15 protein-coding genes are annotated in these 20,387 nt (G+C 38.3%); 7 read left to right on the plus strand and 8 right to left on the minus strand.

Features of this window, described 5'->3' with window-relative positions; translation table 11 throughout:
• Nucleotides 1-35 precede the first annotated feature (35 nt).
• On the plus strand, nt 36-1,052 hold the full coding sequence (gene galE / locus CXF74_RS07820; RefSeq protein ID WP_101081862.1) for a UDP-glucose 4-epimerase GalE: 1,017 nt from the start codon (nt 36-38) through the stop codon (nt 1,050-1,052).
• A 71-nt stretch (nt 1,053-1,123) separates the two neighbouring features.
• Here galE and tusA read toward each other — a convergent pair whose 3' ends face one another.
• Nucleotides 1,124-1,360, minus strand: a complete 237-nt coding sequence (gene tusA, locus CXF74_RS07825; RefSeq protein ID WP_101081863.1) for a sulfurtransferase TusA — start codon at nt 1,358-1,360, stop codon at nt 1,124-1,126.
• 167 nt (nt 1,361-1,527) lie between these two features.
• Between tusA and CXF74_RS21930 the strand changes: the two genes are divergently transcribed.
• The gene (locus CXF74_RS21930) at nt 1,528-1,701 is read left to right on the plus strand and encodes a hypothetical protein (RefSeq protein WP_157822353.1); all 174 of its coding nucleotides are present in this window, start codon (nt 1,528-1,530) and stop codon (nt 1,699-1,701) included.
• 7 nt (nt 1,702-1,708) lie between these two features.
• On the opposite strand, the gene CXF74_RS07830 is transcribed toward CXF74_RS21930, so the two are convergent.
• The 6 genes from CXF74_RS07830 to CXF74_RS07855 form a co-directional block, all read right to left on the minus strand.
• Nucleotides 1,709-2,944: a LytTR family DNA-binding domain-containing protein gene (locus tag CXF74_RS07830; protein ID WP_101081864.1), complete on the minus strand. Its 1,236-nt coding sequence runs from the start codon at nt 2,942-2,944 to the stop codon at nt 1,709-1,711.
• A 264-nt stretch (nt 2,945-3,208) separates the two neighbouring features.
• Nucleotides 3,209-4,477: a glycoside hydrolase family 18 protein gene (locus CXF74_RS07835; protein ID WP_157822355.1), complete on the minus strand. Its 1,269-nt coding sequence runs from the start codon at nt 4,475-4,477 to the stop codon at nt 3,209-3,211.
• 193 nt (nt 4,478-4,670) lie between these two features.
• Nucleotides 4,671-7,304: a phosphoenolpyruvate carboxylase gene (ppc, locus tag CXF74_RS07840; RefSeq protein ID WP_101081866.1), complete on the minus strand. Its 2,634-nt coding sequence runs from the start codon at nt 7,302-7,304 to the stop codon at nt 4,671-4,673.
• 128 nt (nt 7,305-7,432) lie between these two features.
• Nucleotides 7,433-8,581, minus strand: coding sequence for an acetylornithine deacetylase (argE, locus tag CXF74_RS07845; RefSeq protein ID WP_101081867.1), 1,149 nt, complete (start codon nt 8,579-8,581; stop codon nt 7,433-7,435).
• Between the two features lie 135 nt (nt 8,582-8,716).
• Nucleotides 8,717-10,576, minus strand: coding sequence for a methyl-accepting chemotaxis protein (locus CXF74_RS07850; protein ID WP_101081868.1), 1,860 nt, complete (start codon nt 10,574-10,576; stop codon nt 8,717-8,719).
• Between the two features lie 275 nt (nt 10,577-10,851).
• Nucleotides 10,852-12,711, minus strand: a complete 1,860-nt coding sequence (locus CXF74_RS07855) for a methyl-accepting chemotaxis protein (RefSeq protein WP_101081869.1) — start codon at nt 12,709-12,711, stop codon at nt 10,852-10,854.
• A 677-nt stretch (nt 12,712-13,388) separates the two neighbouring features.
• Here CXF74_RS07855 and argC point away from each other — a divergent pair.
• From argC to argH, 5 genes are all read left to right on the plus strand, one after another.
• On the plus strand, nt 13,389-14,399 hold the full coding sequence (gene argC, locus CXF74_RS07860) for an N-acetyl-gamma-glutamyl-phosphate reductase (RefSeq protein WP_101081870.1): 1,011 nt from the start codon (nt 13,389-13,391) through the stop codon (nt 14,397-14,399).
• A 14-nt stretch (nt 14,400-14,413) separates the two neighbouring features.
• The gene (gene argB, locus CXF74_RS07865; protein ID WP_101081871.1) at nt 14,414-15,187 is read left to right on the plus strand and encodes an acetylglutamate kinase; all 774 of its coding nucleotides are present in this window, start codon (nt 14,414-14,416) and stop codon (nt 15,185-15,187) included.
• A gap of 100 nt (nt 15,188-15,287) precedes the next feature.
• On the plus strand, nt 15,288-16,193 hold the full coding sequence (locus CXF74_RS07870; RefSeq protein ID WP_101081872.1) for an ornithine carbamoyltransferase: 906 nt from the start codon (nt 15,288-15,290) through the stop codon (nt 16,191-16,193).
• 27 nt (nt 16,194-16,220) lie between these two features.
• A complete protein-coding gene (locus CXF74_RS07875; RefSeq protein ID WP_101081873.1) occupies nt 16,221-17,429 on the plus strand; it encodes an argininosuccinate synthase in 1,209 nt (402 codons plus the stop codon).
• A 137-nt stretch (nt 17,430-17,566) separates the two neighbouring features.
• On the plus strand, nt 17,567-19,447 hold the full coding sequence (gene argH, locus CXF74_RS07880; RefSeq protein ID WP_101081874.1) for an argininosuccinate lyase: 1,881 nt from the start codon (nt 17,567-17,569) through the stop codon (nt 19,445-19,447).
• A gap of 82 nt (nt 19,448-19,529) precedes the next feature.
• Here the strand turns inward: argH and CXF74_RS07885 are convergent, their stop codons facing one another.
• Entirely contained in the window at nt 19,530-20,084 is a 555-nt protein-coding gene (locus CXF74_RS07885; protein ID WP_101081875.1) for a gamma carbonic anhydrase family protein, read from the minus strand.
• Between the last annotated feature and the right edge of the window lie 303 nt (nt 20,085-20,387).

Below are 20,387 nucleotides of genomic sequence, written 5' to 3' on the forward strand. Positions count from 1 at the left end.
TACAATTCAGCAATAATTTATCAAATGGAAATATTATGGCTATTTTAGTGACAGGTGGCGCAGGTTATATTGGCTCACATACCGTATTGGAATTATTGGCAACGGATCAAGAGATCATTATCGTCGATAATCTGTGTAACTCTTCAAAGGAGTCACTAGCGCGTGTTGAGAAAATTACGGCTAAAAGCTGTGTTTTTTATGAAGGGGATATTTTAGATAAAGCCTTTTTAGACTCTGTGTTTGCTAAACATGATATTGAATCGGTTATCCATTTTGCAGGATTAAAAGCAGTGGGTGAATCGGTTGCTAAACCTGTTATGTATTACCAAAATAATGTGCAAGGTACATTAACCTTATTAGATGCTATGGCTGATGCCGGTGTGTTTAATTTAGTATTCAGCTCTTCAGCAACCGTTTATGGTGATCCTGCAAGTCTTCCTATTCGTGAAGATTTTCCGGTAGGTGGCACAACAAATCCTTATGGCACTTCAAAGCTAATGGTTGAAATGGTATTGCAGGATGTTGCCAAATCAGATGATCGCTGGTCATTTGCTATTTTGCGTTACTTTAATCCGGTAGGCGCACATATTTCTGGTTTGATTGGTGAAGATCCAAATGGTATCCCTAACAATTTATTACCTTATATTGCACAAGTTGCGGTAGGGAAATTAAAAGCGTTAGCGGTTTTTGGTGATGATTACGATACCAATGACGGCACCGGTGTACGAGATTACATTCATGTGGTTGATCTCGCGATTGGGCATTTAAAAGCATTGGAGAAAATTACTCCAACGACCGGAGTGAACATCTATAACCTAGGCACGGGTAATGGTTATTCGGTATTAGAGATGGTTAAAGCTTTTGAAGTTGCGAGTGAAAAAAGTATCGCTTACAACCTTTCTCCTCGTCGAGAAGGTGATATAGCGGCTTGTTATGCAGCGCCTGAAAAAGCGTTAATAGAATTAAACTGGCAAGCAGAACGTGGCCTAGCTGAAATGATGCAAGATACTTGGCGTTGGCAGTCTAATAATCCTAACGGCTACAAAAAATAGCTAGACGAAAAGGAAGCTGTCAGTTTTTAGCTGTCAGCCATCAGCTTTAAGATCCGCTTCGGTGGATTTTTTTATGCGCCTTTTTTAATAACATAGCGGTAGGGTAGCTGCTCGATATTAATCTCTACTAAGGTGTGATCCATAAAACGGCAAAAGCTGGGGATATCACGCGTAGTGGCAGGATCGTCTGCAATCACTTCAAGTAATTCACCCTGTTGCATTTTTCTCACTGTTTTACGAATCATCATCACTGGCTCTGGGCAACGTAATCCTAGTGTATCTAATGTGGCCGTTTCATTTTTGTGCATTAAAAATTCTCTGTAATAAGAAAGTATTTTTTAAGTCTAAAATACTCTATAGATATGGGTGAAATATTACTAAGCTTAATTTTGTGATCTAAGTCATATTATATATCTGTTACTCACCAAGATGCAAAAATCAGAAGTTTGCTGGATAACAGATGAAAGGAGAGCTTATGTTTCAAGTTAATCAGCGTATTTATATTCATCTGACTATTGTGATTAGTACCATCCTTATCCCTATTTTGCCTTTTGTGTACATACAATCAAGTGCTTGGCCGATGGCAATGCTAATGTCATCAGTGGCATTATGGATTGAATTGAGTGAACGCACGCCCCCTAAATCATAATAATGGTTCATTCAAACCAGTGTGGGAAATTCTCTTTGATGAGAGGTACATAAGTACGCGCAATAGGCAGGCGTTCATTCTCTAGCTGTATCACGTATTTTATTTTACTCAGCTGCACCACACGTAATACTTTACGTGGATTGACTAAATAAGAGCGGTGAATCTGCAAGAGACTTTCGTCTTTAAAATAAAGTTTAATATTTTTAAGGCGTAAAGAAAGATAAGTTGTGTCTTTGTTATCACACACAATACCGCTATAACCTTTGTCTGCTTGAATGTATTTAATATGGTCTTTTTGTGATGCAATCTCATATAGCTCTGATAACAACTGAGGTTCTTTCGCGAGCTCACTTATTTGTTTACGCATCATCTGAATCTGTGCCACTAAACTTTGAAAGTAAGCAATGTCTTCTTCGAGTAGAGGCTCTGTTGTACGTAATTCAAATCGGTATTGCGCGAGTGAAGAAGGAGACAGTTCAAGTACTTCAGACATATCGTTTTCATGGTCAGAAGTATGTTGATGTAATACATTCTGCCCTTCATAAACAGTGATATTGCCTGCTTTGTTATCATTAACGAATAATTCGAAGGCCGCTTCAATGAGCTGTTTAATATCAGTCAGTTTCTCTGCTTGTAAACTAAAGCTTTGTAAATTAATTAAACGATTATGTTCATTTTTTTGTACGGAACGATCTGCTTCACTCTGTGTGGAATGCGCTTTGATAGGTTTGGCTTCTGCTTGGTTATTTTCTTCAACGTTTATCAGTAACGCATTATGGTGTTTAATTTTTTCATTGGTGATCGGCAGGCCAATAAAAAAGATACCGTGATGATTCGTCGTTTGATAAGAGATCGTTGAAGCGAGTATTTTAGCGCAACGTTTTATGGCTAGTAGGGTTTGTTTTTGATGCACCGTTTCGCTTTGTTCGTGCTTTTCTTCCTTAATTTCAAAACCACTCAAATCACCTTGTTGTATGGTTTTGATATGTAATATTGTATGCCTAGGATTACGCTGAGCAAGATAAGAAAGCAGTAATATAAACAGCTGTTGCAGATAACTTTGATCCACTTGGACATTTTTTAAGGTTTGTGAAGTATCTAAACTGATAGTAATGCTTTTTTCTTTTAACTCAGGAAAGACGATTTTAATGGCATTTTGAAAGATAGTTAGTGGCGCTAAAGCTTCGGGTTTAGGCAGTGTTGAACTATCTGCTAATGTTGTTTCATGTAATAGCTGTTGCACCAATTGATTTAACAGATCACTTTTACGCTTAACTTCCTCTAACTTATCTTCGGTCGCTGTAATCAGTGCTAACTGTTTTTTTTCTATCTGTTTTGAAGTGATTGTATACCTTGCAAGGGCGTTTCAATATGTTGGAGCTGTGAGCGAACTTTAATAAATTGTGCTTTATTGTCTGCATCTTCCTGTTCTTCATTGCGTTGTTTATAACGTGAATAGATAAGTAGGGCGCTAACGATGAAAATAAAGAATAAGGTGATTAATACTTTACTTTATGCGCATTATAAAATGCGTTGAGCTGATAGGAAAATGCTCTGCGTAAATTTTGCTTAATAGTGAATCTGTTCCTTTGATGTCGTTATGTATTTGGCGCAGTGCAATGCCGTTATAGTGGTTGTTTTTGATATATTCTATTTTATGCGCGATAGAGTCTTCATCTTCAAAGCTAATAAAGTGCCCATCAAATTTTTCGCCATTGTATAACCAATGCATTTTAGCGTTATCATCCCAAAATTTTTGATAACCAGAAGAGGCCATAAACCCTTGCAGATAATCCTGTGTATAAACACCTGTCCGTCCGCTATTCGCAGAGTCCCAGCTTCCCCAAGATATTTTTTTAGCTTTCTGGAATAAGCCATTATTGGTTTTTTCTACTCCATTCCAGCCCATTGCAAATGCAGAGATATTTAAGATTATTTTTTCTGGTGCGATTTTTTGTTGTTTATAGAGCGCTAGCAGGCCATCAAAACTGCCTATTTCCATTTCATTTTCTAGTAAATTTTGTTTGTCTTTTACACTCACCGTTAAGGGGGATAAGTGGTTACTATTTTTTTCCCAGTAGCCATGAATGTAGTTTGTTGGCACGCTAAAATAGTCTAGATATTGCTGTACTTTAGTCATGTCCCAGAGCGTTTTAAAGCTAGGCTTAGCAGAAGGGGGGATCATTAATGTGTATTGTCGCTTGTCTTTGATACTTGCAATATCAAGCACTTCTCGTAGCTCTGCAATTAACAGATTAAGGTTTTCTGGGTCATCTGGGCGACTGGCATTTTTAATCGGTGCAGGCCAATCAATTTCAATACCATCTAGATGATAAGTGCGAATAAAGTCGAGTGCTGAAAGTGCAAAGTGATTTCGTGAGCTTTCAGAGGATGCAATGTCTGAATAATAATTAGAACGGCCCCAGCCACCAATCGAGATGATAGTTTGTAAGTGTGGATATTTTTTCTTGGCTTTATATAACTCACCTAAACTGCCTTGAAATAGACCCTTTTTAGGATCGTTATCCGGATAGTTATGACTAATATCCGCATATTCATCACTAATAACAACATTAAAGTTTTCATCAATATCTGCACTTTGGTAAACGATGTGCGTGGTTTGTTGAAAAGGGATATCTCGAATATGGTAATTAGGCCCGTAAATAGCCCACTGTTTATAATAAACAAAAACACTGTCATTGTTGTTTATATGCTGACTGGCGATGCTAGGCAGTGAAAGCAGTAGAGTTAAAAAACAGAAAAGACGAACTAACACACGAGGTTCCAAACTAAGGAGAGGATGTATTTTTAATTATAAATCAATGATAAATTAAGTGTAAATGTTAGTGTGAAAATTATTTTGTTATTCGTGAGTTTGGTGGGGTTTTAAGGCTTAGATGTAAATAATAAGGTGAGTTATCATCAATAGAATTTTTCCTCAGCAACTCAGTTGCTGAGGAAAAGGGCGTTTAGCCTGTATTACGTAAACCTGCAGCAATACCTGCAATAGTGACCATTAGTGCTTGGTCGATAACAGGACAGATTTCTTCGCCATTTTTACGTGAGCGTGAAAGTAGTTCTGCTTGCAACATGTTTAATGGATCAACATAAGGGTTACGCAGTGAAATTGACTCTTTAATCCAAGGTTGCTCTTGCATTAAATTATGATCTGGAATTGTTTCTAATACCATTTCACGTGTGAGTGTTAAGTTATCACGTAAGCGTTGACCAAGAGGCCATAGTTCTTTAGGAACAAGACGCTCTTCATAGAACTTAGTTAATTCTTCATCTGCTTTTAAGAATACCATTTCAAACATTTCTAAACGAGTATGAAAGAAAGGCCAGTTACAGTACATCTCTTGTAAAAGCTCTTTTTTACCTTCATCTAATAATGTTTTTAATGATGTGCCTGCGCCTAACCATGCAGGTAGCATTAAGCGGTTTTGGCTCCAAGCAAAGATCCATGGAATCGCACGTAAACTTTCTACGCCACCATTTGGCTTACGTTTTGCTGGACGACTACCTAATGCTAATTTTCCTAGTTCCAATTCAGGTGTTACGCTGCGGAAATAAGGAACAAAGTCAGGTTCTTCACGAATGAAGTGACGGTATTCTTGACAAGATTGCTCAGCAAACTGATCCATTAAGTCACGCCACTCTTGTTTCGGTGCCGGTGGTGGAAGTAAGTTCGCTTCTAAAATCGCTGCTGTATAAAGGTTTAAACTTTGTAGTGCAACTTTTGGTAATCCAAATTTAAAGCGGATCATCTCGCCTTGTTCGGTTACACGTAAACCACCTTTTAATGAACCAGGAGGTTGTGAAAGCAAAGCTTGATGTGCTGGAGCACCACCACGACCAATTGTGCCGCCACGACCATGGAACAATACTAATTGAATATCGTTCTCTTCACTGATTTTAACTAAAGCTTCTTGTGCTTGATATTGGCCCCAGTTAGCAGCTATCACGCCAGCATCTTTTGCTGAATCAGAATAACCAATCATAACGTGTTGAATACCGTTGATATAACCACGGTACCAATCTACAGCAAACAAACGTTCCATTACTTCTTTGGCGTTATTTAAATCATCTAAGGTTTCAAATAATGGCGCAACAGGAATACGGAATGGGCAACCGGCTTCTTTTAATAACAACTGTACCGATAATACATCAGAGGCTTGGCGTGCCATTGAGATGATGTAAATACCTAATGCTTGCTCATCAGTTTCTGCTACCACTTTACAGGTATCTAATACTTCTTGTACTTCTGCTGATGGCTTCCAAGAAGCGGGGATAAGTGGGCGTTTGCTATTCAGTTCTTGTAATAGGAAAGCTTGTTTATCAGCTTCATTCCATGCGTTGTAATCGCCAATGCCTAAATAACGTGTTAATTCTGACAGTGTGTCACCGTGGCGTTCACCATCTTGACGGATATCTAGCTTCACTAGATTAACGCCAAAACAAGCAACACGACGTAAAATATCTAATATTAAACCATTTGCAATTGAGTGCATGCCACAGGCTTTAAGTGATTGGTAACAAAGCTCAAGCGGTGCTTTTAATTGCTCAGTAGAAGTGATTAGGTCTTGTGCATCACTTTTTTGATTCTGTAATGTGGCACTCAATGACGTTAATGTTTCTTTTAGCTCTACACGCAGTTTACGTAGAATAACGCGGTAAGGTTCACCTACATCACCCACAACGGCGCGTAATTGCCCGTCGCAGTTACCCATTGATAATTCTTCAGTCAGTTGTTTAATATCTTGAAGATATAAACTAACTGCCATCCAGCGACTTGTTAATAGTACTTCTTGGGTTACTTTAGCGGTAACAAAAGGGTTACCATCTCGGTCTCCTCCCATCCATGAAGTAAATTTGATCGGTGAAGCATCAGTAGGCAGTGCTAGGCCTAAGCCATCTTGTAATTTTGCATCTAGTTCACGTACATAAAGTGGCACGGCTTCCCAGAGGCTGTTTTCAATAACCGCAAATCCCCATTTAGCTTCATCAACAGGTGTTGGGCGATTTTTACGAATGTCATTGGTATGCCAAGCTTGTGTAATTAGCTGTTCAAGACGATCCAGTAATTGATCACGCTCTTTATCAGAGATATCAGAAATTTCTAACAGGCTTAAGCATTCATTAATTGCAGTGTGTTTATGAATCAATGTGCGTCGAGTGATTTCAGTAGGATGGGCAGTCAGTACCATATCCATTGATAATTCATTTATCGCTTTTTGCATTTTTTCTTCAGAGATATCTGAATTTTTCAATTTTGCAATTAGCTGACTCATTGGATCAGGCGCACAAACACCACTGTCGCAATGGCGAGAAATTCCATGGAATTGCTCAGCAATATTAGCAAGGTTTAAGAAATGCGTGAAAGCACGGGCAACAGGGACTAATTCATCATCGGAAAGATTAGCTAGTTCAGCAACTAAGGTTGCTCCATCTTCCTGATTACCAGCACGAGAAGCTTTAGAAAGTTGGCGAATAGATTCGATCTTATCAAGGAACTCTGATCCTAAATTATCGCTAATACTTTTACCTAATAATTGCCCTAATAAATTTACGTTACCACGTAAATTTGCATATTGCTCTGTCATAAAAACCTCTCTAATCTGTAATTAAATTACACTTAAGTCTGTAACAAGGGGAGTAAATTACCACAAAAGCGGTAACAGTCAATCATGCTTGATAATTTTGCTTATAAATTAAGCGCTTCTTTGTGTAATTAAATTACACAATAGCGCTGGATCAATTTGTTAATTACTTCTTGGGTTGGTTTTACAAATGAAAGATCTAAGTATTCATTTGGTTGATGTGCTTGGGTAATATGACCCGGGCCTAAAACGATGGTATCGCAACCTAACTGTTCTATAAAAGGCGCTTCAGTACAGTAATTCGCACTTTGCGCTTGGTTACCTGTATATATTTCTGCTTGCGTGATTAAATCTGAATGTTGCGGGCATTGATAAGAAGGAATTGGCTCATGCAAATGATATATATCGACGCTATTTGGATAACGCTTTTCAATTTCTGCTAAAGAGTCTTTAACAGTAATAAACAACTCATTAGTGCTAATACCTGGAATAGGGCGCATATCAATATGTAAGTCACAACATCCACAAATGCGATTCGGGCTATCACCACCATTAATGGCACCAAAATTTAATGTTGGGTAAGGCACTGCAAAATGTTCGTTATGGTATTTATCTTTAAAGGTTTGTTGTACTTTTTTGAGCTCTCCAATAACCAAGTGCATAATCTCAATTGCATTGAGTCCTTTATCTGGATCCGAGCTATGGCCACTGTGGCCTGTAATACGAATACCTTCTGACATATGACCTTTGTGCATCACAACCGGTACCATGCCTGTTGGTTCACCAATAATGGCGTAGTCTGGTTTAATGGATTTTTGTAACGCGATGGCTTGTGCGCCCGACATGGTCGTTTCTTCATCGGCAGTCGCTAAAATACGCAACGGTTTATTGAGTTTAGTCAGGTCTGTACTTTTTAATACTTCGATAACAAAAGCAAAAAAACCTTTCATATCAATGGTACCCAAACCATATAAACGATTATCTTTTTCTACCACTTTGAAGGGGTCTGTTTTCCAGCCTGCTTCATCATAAGGAACGGTATCGGTATGTCCTGCTAGTAATAAGCCACCATCTCCACTGCCATAAGTGGAAACCAAATTGTATTTTCCGGGTACGTTTGGCACTTCAGTTATTTCATTGTTAAAACCAAGTTCTTCTAACCATGTTGCTAACTGATTGATAACGGATACATTGCTTTGATCCCATGATGTATCGGTTGAGCTAATAGAGGGAAGTGCAATAAGATCTTTATACAAATTAATAAATGTTGGCAATGCCATAGATAACCCTTCTTGAATTCAAGTCATAAATACAGGACTTGAATTGAACTGAAAAATGGAGATATTTTAATTTACCCAAAAAAAAGCCTTAAGTAAAAATTTAAGGCTTTTTTTTTGAATCTAATATAGATGAAATTAAACGGTAAATTTACTCACTTCACTAATTAATTTGTTTGCTTGCGTCTCAAGTTCTGTGCTCATTTCATCGTTTTGCTGAGATGTTTTCCCTGAATTTTCTGCAACATCTCGAATAGAGACAACATGACGATTAACTTCAGATGCGACCACACTTTGCTCTTGGATTGCCGTCGCAATGGTTGTATTCATATCCATAATACTAACAATATCGTGATTTATCTGTTCAAGCATTTCACCGGCTTTATTTGCTTGTGCTGCACTTTCTCGGCCTTCCTCGCGACACTCTGTCATTAACGATACGATATTTTTAGTGCGACTTTGTAGCGAGCTAATGATGTTCTCAATCTCTTTAGTCGACTTTTGTGTACGACTTGCGAGAGTACGTACTTCATCTGCGACGACTGCAAATCCACGTCCTTGCTCTCCCGCACGTGCTGCTTCAATGGCCGCATTAAGAGCAAGTAGGTTGGTCTGTTCTGCAATGCCGCGGATAACATCTAATACACTACCAATCGTTTCACTGTCTTTAGAGAGTTCGAAAACAACCTCTTCAGACTCGACAAGCTTCTCTGACAATATATTAATCTGTTGAATGGTTGCATCTACACCCTGTTTACCAATGGCTGCATTCTGGTTCGTTTGTTCGGCTTTATCCGCCGCATCGGTGGTATTACTGGCAATCTCTTCGATAGTTGCCACCATTTCAGTAACGGCGGTTGCCAGCATATCTGTTTCTTGCATTTGCGCTTGAACACCTTCATTTGCTTGATGAATGTTAGATGTTAGTGTGCTGGCCGCATGGTTTACGTTATTTGCCGATTCTTGTGTTGATATAATAAGGGCGTGGAAATTTTTAATCATGCCGTTAAATGCACTTGCCATTTCAGCTAGTTCATCATTGTTTTTAGTAGAAACAATAATGGTAAGGTCATTGGTTTTTGCAATCTTCACAATTGAACTTTTAATAAATAAAATGCCACTCATGATGCTACGGCTTACGATTGATGCAATCATAATTGAGATTATTAAAGCGATAGCAAAAAGTAAGTAAGTCATATTACTCAGTGATTTAATGTAACTGTCAATTGATTGGTCTACTTTGATAACCATTGCATTTTGCTGTTGAATAACCATTGCTGAGCTATCGAAGAGTGCTTTACGTAAACCACTTTGTGCATTGTAACCAAATATTTTTTGTTCTTTTGCTAGATCCAAAAATGCTTTTTTGTATTTAGGAAGTGAGAAGTTAACTGCTGTTTTTTTACCAATAGAGAGGCTACTACCTTCTACGCCACTCACTAATTTTTTGTAAACTCGTTCAAATTTTCTAATGTGCTTACGATCAAAATCCATCAAGAAATCTTTTTCATAACGACGTAATTGCAACGTTAAACTAAGCATTTCAAAGTCAGATTTACCGATAGAACGCTCTACTTGTTTTACCGTTTTTGTTAACGTGCCGTATAGGCCGTCTTTAGTCGTTAAACCGATGCGTTTTTGTGATTCAACTAAGGTATTAAACTGCTGTCGATATTCTTCAAGTGCGGAGGTCAGTGTTGCTACTTCACTGGTAGGCATATCCATGCTAATTAATATTTTTTGGACCGCGCTAAGCTGATTCTCTAATTTAGTGTCTTGTGTATGAAAGTCTTCTACATCGGATATTTTTTTCTGGGAGATGAAGTTTTTTTCATAATGTCGGAGCTGTAAAATGCCTGATTCTATTGCGCCAATATCTTGAGCAAGCGAGATGTCTTTTTTTAATGATGAAGAAGAGAAGTTTAATAGTAGTAACATTGCCAACATACTTGCGATAGATATCACTGTGTTGGCGATTAGTTTATGTTTTATTAGCATAGTAATTACCCAAATCCTTTTTGTATTATAACCGGTTGCTACTTATAGCTTATGTCGCTATTTAGCTGTCAGCCATCAAACCGCATTTAATAACTTTATTTTGTGATAACGTTCCCTGAATGATGATTGATTATATATATTTTAGTAAATGTAGTTATCTAATGGGCAGAAGGAAGGTAGGTACTATGGGAGAGAAACTCTATTTATAAGTTTTAATGCGTACATGAATATCATTATTATTCAGCAATGATATTCATGTACAGTAAGTGTAATGATCACACTTTAAAACGACTTATTTCCCCTTTTAATACAGTTGCTTGCTGAGCAAGTTCTTGGCTCATTTGATTATTTTGTACCGATGACTCGCTAGTAAGTTCTGCTACATCTCGGATAGATACAACGTGACGATTTACTTCTGAAGCAACCGTACTTTGCTCTTGAATGGCCGTTGCAATTGCAGAGTTCATATCCATGATACTGAGAACATCATTGTTTATTTGCTCTAATAAATCTCCCGCTTGGGCCGCTTGGTTACTACTTTCTTGTCCTTCATCGCGACATTCAGCCATGAGTGTTACAATATTAGTGGTACGGCTTTGCAGTGTACTGATAATGCTTTCTATCTCTTTCGTTGATTCTTGAGTACGGCTCGCTAATGTACGTACTTCATCGGCAACTACAGCAAACCCTCGACCTTGCTCACCAGCTCTCGCCGCCTCAATTGCCGCATTTAAGGCAAGTAAGTTGGTTTGCTCTGCAATGCCACGAATAACGTCTAATACACTACCAATAGTAATACTATCTTCTGCTAGTTGATTTACAACAGACTCTGATTCAGTCAACTTATCGGATAATACGGATATTTGTGCAATAGTTGCATCCACACCCATTTTACCTTTGTCTGCATTCTTGTTGGTTTGTTCTGCTTTGTCTGCTGCATCCGTCGTATTGTTTGCTATCTCTTCTATGGTGGCTACCATTTCAGTTACCGCTGTGGCGACCATATCTGTTTCCTGCATTTGTGACTCGACACCACTGTTTGCTTGATGAATGTTTTTTGTTAATGAACTTGTCGCTTTATCAACACTATCAACCGATTGTTTAACGGAAACAATGAGGTGTTGGAAGTTTCTTATCATATGATTAAACGCTTCTGCCATTTCAGAAAGCTCATCTTTGCTTTTTGATTTTACTAAAATGGTGAGATTGTTTGTATCTGCGACTTCTACCATTGAATTTTTAATGTGCGAGATACTAGTTGTAATACTTCTGCCAATAAACCACGCAATACAGCTAGCAATTAAAAGGGATAATGCAAACACGATATAGGTGAGTTGGTTAATTGAGGTAATGTATTCTTGTACTGATTTTGTAGTTTTAGCAACTAGACTAGCTAAGCTTTCATCTACTTGATGAATCGTTGAACGCATCTCTTTTTGTAAGCCACTTTTAGAATTTAAGCCGAGTTCTTTTTGTTTTTTAACCAGATTTAAAAAAGCTGTTTGATAGCTTTTGACCGCCTTATTAATTTCACTTTTTTGGCTTTCTTTTAAATCGCTGTTTTCAACCACAATAGAAAATTTATCATAGTTAGCTTGGAATTTTTTTACGTATTTCTCATCAAGGCGCAACATGAAGTCTTTTTCATTACGGCGTAAACGTAACATTACGCTGACAGCATGGTAGTCATCCTCACCTAATGCGCTTTCTACACTATGAACTGATTTTCTTAAGACACCGTAAAGGCCTGCTTTCGGTGTCAGGCCTATTTCTTGTTGTTTGCTTACAATTTTTTTAAAAATATCTTGATATTTGGTAAGAATATTCTCTAATTTGACAGCTTCATTTTGATCTACGCCTATTTCTGATAAATATAAAGAGAGATGTTTAATGTTTCCCTCTAGGGTTTTGATTCTCTTATTAAAGGTATCTAAATACTTTAATTGCTTGCGGGCCAAAAAGTCTTTTTCATTACGTCGTAGCTGTAAAATATTAGCCTCTACTTTGCCAATATCCTGGGCCAGGGTAATGTCTTTTTGTAGAGAAGAGGATGAAAAAACAACCAATAGTAACATTGCCAACATACTCAGCATTGCCGTTACGGTGTTAATTATTAGTTTATGTTTAATTAGCATGAAAATACCTTAGTTTAAATTTTATCTTTATTAAGTGTAAGTCTAAATTGAGATGTTGCTAGCTAAAGCCCCCCGTGCAAAATTCAGGGGCCGTTGAGTAATTCCAGATTAAGGCATCAAAATTAGTGTCTATCATGCTTCCTTGTAACCAATGAGTTAGTTCCAATATAAAATTTTTATGTTATTTTTGCGATCTTGTGTCCCGTTTTTTCATTACAGGCTCGGTAATGGGTATTGAAGGGGTGATGAAGATGTTCGGGGTCTTGTCTATCGTGCTTATCTTAAGAAACAGCAGGAGGAAATGTTCCGTTGAGTACATGTGTTATTGCAACTGAAGATGTATTGATAAACTCGCCTTTGAGTCATCTGATAATAAAGCATAGGCGGTAAAAAATCAGGTGAATATTTAGCTCCTAATTTAGTCGCAATGTTTCAAGCTTGCTTGGCACAAGTGTTAGAAATTAAAGAATAATAGACTGATTAATTAACAATGGGAGGCGAATAACCTGAGTCTTCTATTGCCTACTTCAAACTCACCGGTTAAATATTTATTCATGTTTATTGCATAAATAATCATATTTAATTACAATGTTTGCTTCTAAGGCATTTCCTTCTTTATTACTTTTTCCTATAATACAGCCTTCTTAATTTTAACTATTTTTTAAACAGGATTTTCTATGTTGAAAGCAATCGTTGTCGGTGCAAGTGGTTACACTGGTGCAGAATTAGCCCATTTTCTGACACGCCACCCAGAGATTGAATTAGCAGGTTTGTATGTTTCTGAAGGTAGTTTAGATAAAGGTAAAAAATTATCTGCTTTATACGGCAACTTAGTGGGTGTTGTTGATTTACCTTTACTGCCTCTTGGTAATAGCGGTATTAAAAATGCCTGCGAAGGTATTGATATTGTTATCTTAGCGACTGCACATGAAGTCAGTCATAATTTAGCGCCTCTATTTTTAGCTGAAGACACGGTTGTTTTTGATTTGTCGGGTGCTTTTCGTGTTCAATCAGCGGGCTTTTATGACAAGTTTTATGGCTTTACCCATCAATTCCCTGAGTTATTAGATAAAGCGGTTTACGGTTTAGCGGAATGGAATGCTGAAGCGGTTAAAGGTACTGACTTAATTGCTGTACCAGGTTGTTATACAACTGCTTCATTAACGGCATTAAAACCATTGGCTGAAGCGGGTTTAATTAAAGAAAATTACAAACCAACGATTAATGCAACCAGCGGTGTTAGTGGCGCGGGACGTAAAGCGAATGTTGCAAGTAGCTTCTGCGAAGTAAGCCTACAACCTTACGCTGTGTTTAATCATCGTCATAAGCCTGAAATCGATCAGCATTTAGGCTTACCTGTTGTGTTTACGCCGCATCTAGGTAGTTTTAAACGTGGTATTTTGGCAAGTATTAATGTTGTTTTAAAAGCGGGTGTGACAGCTGCGCAAGTTGATCAAGCATACCAAGATGCATATGCAGACAAACCTATCGTGCGTTTAATGGAGGGTACCTTGCCTGCACTTAAAAATGTTGTTGGCACCCCTTATTGTGATTTAGGTTGGGCTGTTGATGGTGAAGACTTAGTGGTATTTAGTGCCATTGATAACCTGCTTAAAGGTGCTTCTTCTCAGGCAATACAATGTATTAACCTTCGTTTTGGTTTTGAAATCACCGCATCACTTTTATAAAAGAGCTTTATGTAATGAAACAACCTTTATTAATTAAATTAGGTGGTGCAGTGCTTGAAAATGAACAAGCGCTGACTAATCTATTTTCTGCATTAACAACGTATTTAGAAAAAGAAAAACGCCCGTTATTATTAGTACACGGTGGCGGTGTTATTGTTGAAGATGTTTTAAGTAAAATGAACATTAAAAGCGAAAAGAAAGATGGCTTACGTATCACCCCATTTGATCAAATTGGTTATGTGGCGGGTGCGTTAGCAGGGACATCTAATAAGTTATTAATGGCGAAAGCATTACAAGCGGGCCTTTCTGCTGTTGGTTTATCATTAGCCGATGGCTTTAGTTGTAAAGTCACGCAAATGGATCCTGATTTAGGCGCAGTCGGTATTTGTTCTGCCAATGATCCTAAGCTTATAAATCATTTATTAGCGGGTGGCTTTTTACCTGTTATCTCATCTATCGCTATTGGCGAAGATGCGCGCTTATATAATGTCAACGCGGATCAAGCTGCTATTACTATTTGTGAATTGTTAAATGCAGAGTTAGTTTTCTTGTCGGATGTGGATGGAGTATGGGACGCACAGAAACAAGTAATTCCCGAGTTAAATACACAATTAGCTGATACACTAATCGCCGAAAATGTTATCCAAGATGGCATGGCGGTGAAAGTAAAAGCAGCACTGCAAGCTGCTGATCAATTGGGTCATGTTATGCTCGCAAGTTGGAAAAATCCGGAAAATTTAGTGTCATTGCTTGCGGGTCAAGCGGTGGGTACCAAAGTAATTAAATAGGGATAACTACCCAGGTCGTTGCCCTGAGCATTTACCGTCTTTTTATATAAAGCACCCCCAAGTCTTAATGGGTGAATAGTGACAAAATAGGTAACTAAAAATGGAAGATTTATTAACTGGTTTTGAAATGACTCAGCAACAAGCATTAGACTTGATTGCACTAGGTAAAGATTTAAAAGCAAACCCTACTAAATATGCACAAGCATTAGCTGGAAAAAGTGTTGTTACATTATTCGAGAAACAATCACTGCGTACGCGTGTCTCTTTTGATATTGGTATTAATAAATTAGGTGGTCACGCCGTTTATTTAGATCAAGCAAATGGTGCGATGGGTAGTCGTGAAGATGTAAAAGATTTTGCCGCTAATATTTCTCGTTGGGCTGATTGTATTGTTGCGCGCGTATATGACCATAAAACATTGGTTGAGATGCAACAATATTCAAGCGTACCTGTGATTAATTCATTGTGTGATTTGTATCATCCATGCCAAGGTATGGCGGACTTCTTAACGATTGCACAAAACTACGATGACGTCTCTAAAGTGAAATTGGCATATATCGGAGATGGTAATAACGTAACTCATTCTCTGTTTATTGCTGGCGCCATTTTAGGCGCAACCGTGACGGCTGTTTGCCCAATTGGTCATAGTCCTGACGCACAAATTATTAAACAAGCACAAGATATTGCCGCTAAAACGGGTGGAACAATCACCGTTACCAATACAGTGGAAGATATTAAAGGTTATGACGTTGTTTATGGTGATACTTGGCTTTCAATGGGTGACGACACGCCTCTTGAGCAAATTAAAGCGAAGTTTATGCCCTACCAAATTAACCAAGCGCTATTAGATAGCACGGGTATCAAGCATATTTTACATTGCCAACCCGCTCACCGAGGTTTAGATATTACGTCGGAAGTAATGGATGGTCCTGCTTCATTGATTTTTGATCAAGCAGAAAATAGAATGCACATACAAAACGCAATCATGTTGACGTTAATTAATTAAACCATGTTGATCAAAGGAAGATAATCAATGAGTAAAGTAAAAAAAGTTGTTCTCGCTTATTCTGGTGGCTTAGATACATCGGCAATCATTCCATGGTTAAAAGAGACTTATGATGATTGTGAAATCATTGCTTTTTGTGCCGATGTTGGTCAAGGCGCTGAAGAGTTAGTTGGTTTACATGAAAAAGCGATCGCATCAGGTGCTTCTGAATGTCACATTGTTGATCTAAAAGAAGAGTTTGTTGCAGATTACATCTACCCAACAATCGCTTCTGGCGCAGTATATGAAGGTACTTATTTATTAGGTACGTCAATGGCTCGCCCAATTATTGCAAAAGCACAAGTTGAAGTTGCACTTAAAGTCGGTGCCGACGCGGTATGTCACGGTTGTACTGGTAAAGGTAATGACCAAATCCGTTTCGAAAGTTGTTTTGCAGCTCTTGCGCCTGAATTACGTGTTATTGCGCCTTGGCGTGAGTGGGACATGGTTTCTCGTGAAGATTTATTGGATTACCTTGCTGAGCGTAATATCGAATCTGCTGCTTCTGCAACTAAAATCTACAGCCGTGATGCCAACGCATGGCACATCTCGCATGAAGGTGGTGAGCTTGAAGATCCAAACAATGAGCCAAGTAAAGGCGTTTGGACTTTAACCGTTGATCCATTAGATGCACCAAACGACCCTGAATACGTAACACTTAAAGTTGAAGCTGGTCGTGTTACTGCAGTAGACGGTGTTGAGCTATCTCCATACGAGGCATTAATGCTTTTAAATGAAAAAGCCGCTAAACATGGTGTTGGTCGTGTTGATATCACTGAAAACCGTACCGTAGGTATGAAGTCTCGTGGTTGTTACGAAACACCAGGTGGTACTGTAATGGTAACGGCACTACGTGGTATTGATGAATTAGTACATGACAAACCTTCTCGTCGCTGGCGTGATCAAGTGGGCCAAGAATTTGCTCACTTAGTATATGACGGCCGTTGGTTCACTCCATTATGTGCTTCTTTATTGGCTGCTTCTGAATCATTAGCAAGCGATGCAAATGGTGAAGTAGTTGTACGTCTTTACAAAGGCCAAGCGGTTGCAGTGAAGAAACAATCTCCAAACAGCTTGTACTCTGAAGAGTTTGCAACATTTGGTGATGATAATGTATATGACCAAAAGCATGCTGAAGGTTTCATCCGTCTTTATTCTTTATCAAGCCGTATTCGTACCTTGAATAAAAACAAATAAATACGTTTGTTAACAAATAGATAATTCCTACTTCATTTTATATATCGTAGGAATTTCTATTTTTATAGGTTTTCAGTAATATTGAGAATCAATAAGAATAGTTTTTTGATCAATCATAGAAAGTAATGGAGTTATAGATGGCATTATGGGGCGGACGTTTCAGCCAAGCGGCAGACGTAAAATTTAAATTATTCAATGACTCATTACGGTTTGACTACCGTCTTGCTGAGCAAGACATCATTGGTTCAATTGCATGGTCAAAAGCACTGCAAAGTGTAAAGATTTTAACCGCTGATGAACAAGTTCGTTTAGAAGGTGCATTAAACGAGTTATTGACTTCTGTTCAAGCAAATCCAAAACAAGTATTACTGTCAGACGCTGAAGATATTCACTCATGGGTTGAAATTCAATTAATCCAACGTGTTGGTGATCTTGGTAAAAAATTACATACAGGCCGAAGCCGTAATGACCAAGTCGCAACTGACCTAAAACTTTGGTGTAAAAAAACAGCACAAGAGCTAGTGGTACATTTAGATCGCCTTGAAGCAAAACTGATTGAGCTAGCAAGAATTCACCAATCGGTTGTTTTACCTGGATACACGCATTTACAACGTGCTCAACCAGTAACATTTTCACACTGGTGTTTAGCCTACCTTGAAATGTTAGAGCGAGACCATAGTCGTTTGGAAGATTGTCTAGAACGTTTAGATACTTGTCCGTTAGGCAGTGGGGCACTTGCTGGTACGGGTTACCCAATGGATAGAACTGCTTTAGCGCATTCTTTAGGTTTTAAACGTGCAACACGTAACAGTTTAGATTCAGTATCTGACCGTGACCACGTAGTAGAGTTAATGAGTTGTGCGACACTTTCAATGGTACATTTATCACGTATGGCTGAAGATCTTATCTTCTATAATAGTGGTGAAGCTGGCTTTATCGAAATGTCAGATCAAGTAACTTCTGGCTCATCATTGATGCCACAAAAGAAAAACCCAGATGCTATGGAGCTTATCCGTGGTAAATCAGGTCGTGTCTTTGGTTCATTAGCGGCAATGTTAATGACATTAAAAGCATTACCTCTGGCTTACAACAAAGATATGCAAGAAGATAAAGAAGGGCTTTTTGATGCGCTTGATACTTGGGGCGATTGTCTTGAGATGGCATCAATGGCATTAACTGATCTTAAGGTAAATGAAGAACGTACTAAAGAAGCTGCTCAAGGTGGTTACTCAAATGCCACTGAATTAGCTGATTACTTAGTAGCAAAAGGCATTCCATTCCGTGAAGCGCACCATATTGTAGGTGTTGCTGTTGTTTTCGCGATTGAGAAAGGTGTACCGCTTGAAGATCTAAGTGTTGCAGAATTCAAAGAATTCTCAGACGTTATTGAAGATGATGTATATCCAACACTAACGTTAGAAGCTACATTGGCTGCACGTCAAGCACAAGGTGGCGTATCACCAACGCAAGTAGAGTTCGCATTAACAGAAGCTGAACAACGTCTTGCGGCACGTAATACATCAGGAATTGTGATAAGAGCTGCTCGTTTGACAGATGTTGATCGTATCGAATCAATGGTGAACCATTGGGCAGATAAAGGCGAAAATCTGCCAAGAGACAAGGCGGACTTAGCACAGTCAGTTGCTGAATTTGCAGTCACTGAATTAGATGGCAAAGTCACAGGTTGTGCTTCTGTACATATCTATGACACCGGTTTAGCTGAAATACGCTCATTAGGTGTAGAGCCTGGCTTTGAAGGTCGTGGTCAAGGTAGCGCATTAGTTGAGTTATTAGTTAAACGTGCAGAAAAATTAGCGATTAAGCGTTTATTTGTATTAACACGCATGCCAGAGTTCTTTATGAAGCTTGGTTTTAGTCCTGAAAGTAAGGCAACAATGCCTGAAAAAGTACTAAAAGATTGTGCAATATTTGTTAGTGAACATGCAAGTGACGAAAAGGCACTAGAGTTGAACTTCAAAACAAGTATGTTGCTCCAGAAAGACATGGGCAAAAGTTAATATAACTAATAAGCAGTTACACAGTTTTTATTACAGTCTCTAAAAGGCGTGTTTCTATTAATGGAAACACGCCTTTTTTGTTTTAAGAGGTTTTGTTTGTATCCGCTAATAAATAGTCATTCTTTAAATTGACGTAATGTTTTGCAGAGCGTTTTAAGAAGGCGAACTCTTTCTCTGTTAATGGGCGTGCTTGTTTTACAGGCGAACCAACATATAAGAAGCCAGATTCAAGAGTTTTGTTCGGGGGTACTAACGCACCGGCCGCAATAATGATGTCATCATTAATTTTTGCATTATCTAATATGATTGCACCCATACCTATTAATACACGTGAACCAATTTCGCAGGCATGTAACATTGCTTTATGACCAACAGTAACGTCTTCACCTATATGTAAAGAATAACCATCAACACTTGCTTCACCTTTACGGGCGACATGTAATACAGAACCATCCTGAATATTGGTGCGTTTTCCTACCTTTATGTTATTTACATCACCACGTAAGACACACATTGGCCAGATACTGACATCTTCAGCTAACTCAACATCGCCAATAACAGTAGAAAATGGATCGATATAAACATTATCAGCAATTTTAGGTGAGATACCTTTATAAGCACGTAATACAGGAAACATAACAAACCTTATTTGATAGGGAAAAAAGCACTATACGATAGAAAAGTGTGTGTAACAAAGTAAAATCTGTGGATAACTTGTGTTTAAAATAGGTATAAAAACTAATGTCGAAAAGATCGTGTTTTTACTTAAATAACGCTTGCCAATGCTCGCTCAATCCCTATAATGCGACCCCACAGACAAGGCAACTAACGAAAGTTACTTACCAAGTCCGAACCAACAAGCTGCCTTATTTATAAGTGATAGTTTGAGTCGAAAATCTTAATATAATTAAGGTGTTGACAAGGTTCAAGGTTAGCGTAC

It is taken from the genome of Psychromonas sp. Urea-02u-13 (assembly GCF_002835995.1).
In the GTDB taxonomy this organism is placed as follows: Bacteria; Pseudomonadota; Gammaproteobacteria; order Enterobacterales; family Psychromonadaceae; genus Psychromonas.

Excerpts from the sequence above, each read along its gene's own strand:
- CXF74_RS21930 (WP_157822353.1), top strand. The coding sequence starts at position 1,528 with ATGTTTCAAGTTAATCAGCGTATTTATATTCATCTGACTATTGTGATT.
- argE (WP_101081867.1), bottom strand. The coding sequence starts at position 8,581 with ATGGCATTGCCAACATTTATTAATTTGTATAAAGATCTTATTGCACTT.
- argC (WP_101081870.1), top strand. The coding sequence starts at position 13,389 with ATGTTGAAAGCAATCGTTGTCGGTGCAAGTGGTTACACTGGTGCAGAA.
- tusA (WP_101081863.1), bottom strand. The coding sequence starts at position 1,360 with ATGCACAAAAATGAAACGGCCACATTAGATACACTAGGATTACGTTGC.
- ppc (WP_101081866.1), bottom strand. The coding sequence starts at position 7,304 with ATGACAGAGCAATATGCAAATTTACGTGGTAACGTAAATTTATTAGGG.
- argH (WP_101081874.1), top strand. The coding sequence starts at position 17,567 with ATGGCATTATGGGGCGGACGTTTCAGCCAAGCGGCAGACGTAAAATTT.
- CXF74_RS07855 (WP_101081869.1), bottom strand. The coding sequence starts at position 12,711 with ATGCTAATTAAACATAAACTAATAATTAACACCGTAACGGCAATGCTG.
- CXF74_RS07850 (WP_101081868.1), bottom strand. The coding sequence starts at position 10,576 with ATGCTAATAAAACATAAACTAATCGCCAACACAGTGATATCTATCGCA.
- CXF74_RS07870 (WP_101081872.1), top strand. The coding sequence starts at position 15,288 with ATGGAAGATTTATTAACTGGTTTTGAAATGACTCAGCAACAAGCATTA.
- CXF74_RS07885 (WP_101081875.1), bottom strand. The coding sequence starts at position 20,084 with ATGTTTCCTGTATTACGTGCTTATAAAGGTATCTCACCTAAAATTGCT.
- galE (WP_101081862.1), top strand. The coding sequence starts at position 36 with ATGGCTATTTTAGTGACAGGTGGCGCAGGTTATATTGGCTCACATACC.
- argB (WP_101081871.1), top strand. The coding sequence starts at position 14,414 with ATGAAACAACCTTTATTAATTAAATTAGGTGGTGCAGTGCTTGAAAAT.
- CXF74_RS07875 (WP_101081873.1), top strand. The coding sequence starts at position 16,221 with ATGAGTAAAGTAAAAAAAGTTGTTCTCGCTTATTCTGGTGGCTTAGAT.